Origin of the sequence: Mycolicibacterium flavescens, assembly GCF_001722335.1 — a bacterium.
GTDB lineage: Bacteria > Actinomycetota > Actinomycetes > Mycobacteriales > Mycobacteriaceae > Mycobacterium > Mycobacterium flavescens.
Genome location: NZ_MIHA01000050.1, coordinates 1 through 3,927 on the forward strand (window position 1 = coordinate 1; position 3,927 = coordinate 3,927).

The following is a 3,927-nucleotide window of genomic DNA, read 5'->3' on the forward strand; positions in this document are numbered from 1 at the left end:
CTGGGATGCGGTGACCGTCGACGAGGAAACCTGGACAGTCGCTCAGTACGACCGACCCAGTGTGTGGGGCCACCAGATGGTCGCCCAAACACCACCAGGCGCACTCGAAGCCGCAACAACATGAACGGCTCGACGGCCGAGACGACGAAAACGATCATATGGAGGTGAAATGGCGATCCAGTTCCTAACCGACGACTGGGCGACTGCGGTGACCGACGCGGCCAATGCCGACGAGAGGTTCCGCATTGCAGCGAAGGGACATGACGTGGTGCTCCGCGTATCCGTGTCGCAGAGCCCGGCCAGCGATGACTACTACATGCATTTCTCTGACGGGTCGCTCATCGTCGGTATCGGATCCCCGCCGCGCACGCCCGACGTGGAGGCCGAGCTCAGCTACGAAACAAACGTCGAGCTGTCTCGGGGTGCGCTCAACGGCCAGACCGCGACCATGACCGGGCAGATGAAAGCCGTCGGCAACATGATGAAGATGATGTCGATCGGAAAAGCCCAGGATCGGCTCGCAGAACTCGAGAGCGGCTTAGACATCGACTACTAGCACTTATCGCGGCGCCTAGAGTTGACTTCGCGCCGAGGGACACAATGCCACGAACGGGAGTGCATCGGCACCTACCATCGGCTCAAGTCCCACCCTGGACGGTCCGGCGCGACCATACCGCCAACAAAGCCATTCCGAAAATCCTCAAACCAGATTGGACACGGCTCATGACAACACGCACCAGCGAACTCGTTCCCAGCGACATGAAGGGGTTGTGGGGATTCGTGCCGGCCTGCTCGACGCCGGACGCCGCCGATGTCAACGCGGTCGACACGATCGACACCGATGCGCTGGCGTCTCTGGTTGATCGTCTGGTTCGTGATGGTGTCGACGGCATCGTCACGACCGGCAGCGCCGGCGAGTCGCACACCCTTTCCGACGACGAATACCGCACGCTCATCACCACGGTCGTGGAGACGGTGAACGCTCGGGTTCCGGTGTTCGTTGGTGCCAGTACGCTCAACACGCGCGACTCGATCCGACGCGCCCGCGTCATCGCCGACCTCGGGGCGGACGGGATCATGAGCGGACCGCCGATGTATTTGCCGCAGACTGCCGAGAACGCGGTCCAGTACTATAAAGACCTCGCCGAGGCCGTTCCGGAGCTGGCGATTATGATTTACCAGAACCCGCATGCGTTCCGCATCACATTGCCGCCCGGTGCATTCAGGGAGCTGGCCCAGATTCGCAATATCGTTGCGCTCAAGCAGACCTCGATGGACATCTTCAATGTGATCGGCGCAATCAAAGCGGTCAAGGACAAGATGTCGGTCCTCGTCTTGGACCAGTTGATGTACCCCGCAATGATGTTCGGCGCTGCCGGAGCGTGGAGCATCGACGTATGCATGGGCCCCTGGCCCGCGCTTTCGCTGCGCGATGCATGCCAGCGTGGCAACTGGACAGAGGCCGCGGCCATCGCCGACCAGATGCAGGCGCCATTTCGAACGCTGGGTCTGACTATGGAGGAATTCCAAGCCATGCAGTCCGCCTGGTGGAAGATGGCAATCGACACTGCGGGCTATGGGCGTGCTGGGGCTGCTCGGCCGCCCTTCGTTCACATACCGCAGACCGTCGTCGATTCCGCGCACCGCTACGGTGAACGCTGGGCAGGACTTGCGGAGCGCTATCACCGGTCAAGGGAAGCCGCTGGGCTGCCGCCTGCCGCGGCGAACGTCGCCGCCGCCTCGTCATCGACGCCGGGGAAGAACCGTCAGGGCGACCTGCTGACCACTCCCCCCACCTAGGCGTCTAGGTCTGTAGCCAACGTCGCCAGCCCACTCAGCAGCGACTGAACTTCGGGCAGGACTGCCAAGCGCCGAGCAATGCGACGGCGGCGAGGTTGAACAATGCCGCCTGCTCGCGGCCACCGATCTGGTGGGCTTCTCCGAGAGCCCGTGCGCGATGATGGGTCAGCCAGTCAGGATTGCGATCGAGAGCAGCGTCAGGATAGGAAGTCGCACCCGAGCCAACGCGTCGCCGAGCATCCAGATAGTGTGCACCACAAGCGTTTTCGCTGCCGTTGCCACGGCGAGCATGTCACAAGTCACAAGCGCCACGGGCGGTCTGCCAGGGACCATGCCGGCGATGACTTGGAGATGCCCGAACCGATAGGCGCGGCAATCGGCATCGCCTGCCGACCCGGGCGATCGGGGGAGTGGAGTCGGCTAACGCCCGCCACCGGGTTGTTCGTCGGACAATAGCGGCAACGACCGCCGCGCGTGCACTTGTTCCCGCGCCCCGCGGCCGAATGTTCTTAGCAGGGCACCGACAGCACGACGACATCGCCACAGACCTCGTGGCGCGTTCCCAGTGAATGAGTCCAACCAGTTTTAGAGTCCTGTGGCCCGATGTCGGGTCAGAAGGGACGATGAACACATGGCTGGTCGGAAGCGGAACTCCGCGGAGGACATCGTGCGCAAGCTGCGCCGGGCAGATGAGCTGGCTGCTGAGGGCAAGACCGGCGAACAGATCGCTGCCGAGCTGCAGGTTTCGCCGGCGACGTTGTACAACTGGCGGCGCACCTACGGCGGCATGGACACCGATGCCGCCAAAGAGCTCAAGGAGCTGCGCGAGCAGAACGCCCGATTGAAGCGGCTGCTGGCCGACGCCGAACTCGAGAAGGACGCGTTGCGGGAGGTCGCGAAGGGATAATTTTGAGCCCAGCTGCCAAGCGCCGCGCCGTGGACATGCTCAAGGAGACGTTGAGTATGTCGGAACGGTTGGCGTGCAAAGCCGTTGGGTTGGCTCGCTCCACCTACCGCCGCCTGCCGTTGGCGCAGACCCCGACTGATCCCGATGCCGAGCTGAGGGCCTGGCTGCGCGCCTACGCCATCAAACACCCGTGCCACGGGTTCCGGCGTGCCTGGGCGGGGTTGCGCTACGACGAGCGCCGTGAGGTGAACTTGAAGAAGATCCACCGGCTGTGGCGCGAAGAAGGCCTTCAGGTCAAGGTCGTCTCGCCGCGCAAACGCGCCGGGGTGTCCTCGGTGCCGCCGGTCATCGCTGATGCGCCGAAGGTGGTGTGGGCGCTCGACTTCCAGTTCGACTCCACCATCGACGGCAAGGCCATCAAGATCGCCTCGATGATCGACGAACACACCCGCGAGTCACTGCTTAACCTGGTGGAGCGCTCCATCACCGGTGAGCGCCTGGTCGAGGAACTGACGAAGGTGTTCGCCGCGGCCGGCGGCCCGCCGAAGGTGCTGCGCATGGATAATGGGCCGGAGATGGTTTCTCAAGCGCTGCAACGGTTCTGCGAGAACAAGACCGGGATGGTGTACATCCCGCCGGGCTGCCAGTGGGATAACGGCTACATCGAATCGTTCAACAACCGCCTCCGGAAGGAGTGCCTTAACCGCAACTACTGGAACACCCTGTTCGAGGCCCGCGTGGTCATCGGCGACTTCAAGCACGAACACAATCACCGACACCGCCACTCGGCCCTGGGTTACCGCACGCCGGCCGAGTACACTGCAGCCTGCCAGTGTCGCCACACCCCGGTGGCCTGCAGCATCAACTGAGAACGGATCAAACCAACCCGACTCCAGAACCGGGTGGACTCAGTAACGGGGACTCGCCACTCGGCCATTGCGGGGCTGGCGGCCCCGGCGCAAAGGCAAGTCGGTCAAAGAGATCAACACGTCCAGTCGCGATCTTGCTTGCACTGCCGCAGCCTGCCGAACGCGTCGTAAATGCCTGATTCGTCAGGACTTAGCGTGATCTCGTCTACATAAGGTGACGCGCCGGGTCCGTCAGATTAACGGTGTAAGCGGCATCTTCGGTTAGGTGGTTTCGCTGCCCGGCATGCGGTCGGCGAAGGTGATCGCGAAGGCGTTCAGGGCTGGTTTCCAGCGTATGGTCCATCGCTTCTG

Annotated in this window: 3 protein-coding genes and 1 pseudogene; all 4 read left to right on the top strand. The window is 63.1% G+C overall.

Annotated elements, in window-relative coordinates:
- Positions 1-124 (top strand): annotated as a pseudogene (locus BHQ18_RS30880) (VOC family protein); the annotation flags it as partial.
- Positions 125-169: 45 nt separating this feature from the next.
- Positions 170-556 carry an SCP2 sterol-binding domain-containing protein gene (locus tag BHQ18_RS28740; RefSeq protein ID WP_011559038.1) on the top strand — a complete coding sequence of 129 codons (387 nt, stop codon included), beginning with the start codon at positions 170-172 and terminating at the stop codon, positions 554-556.
- Positions 557-723: 167 nt separating this feature from the next.
- Entirely contained in the window at positions 724-1,800 is a 1,077-nt protein-coding gene (locus tag BHQ18_RS28745; protein ID WP_069417030.1) for a dihydrodipicolinate synthase family protein, read from the top strand.
- Between the two features lie 631 nt (positions 1,801-2,431).
- A protein-coding gene (locus tag BHQ18_RS28755) for an IS3 family transposase (RefSeq protein ID WP_109789449.1) occupies positions 2,432-3,576 on the top strand; the annotation gives its coding sequence in 2 pieces (ribosomal slippage) (positions 2,432-2,705 and positions 2,705-3,576; 1,146 coding nt in all).
- The last annotated feature ends 351 nt before the right edge of the window (positions 3,577-3,927 follow it).

Excerpts from the sequence above, each read along its gene's own strand:
- BHQ18_RS28740 (WP_011559038.1), top strand. The coding sequence starts at position 170 with ATGGCGATCCAGTTCCTAACCGACGACTGGGCGACTGCGGTGACCGAC.
- BHQ18_RS28745 (WP_069417030.1), top strand. The coding sequence starts at position 724 with ATGACAACACGCACCAGCGAACTCGTTCCCAGCGACATGAAGGGGTTG.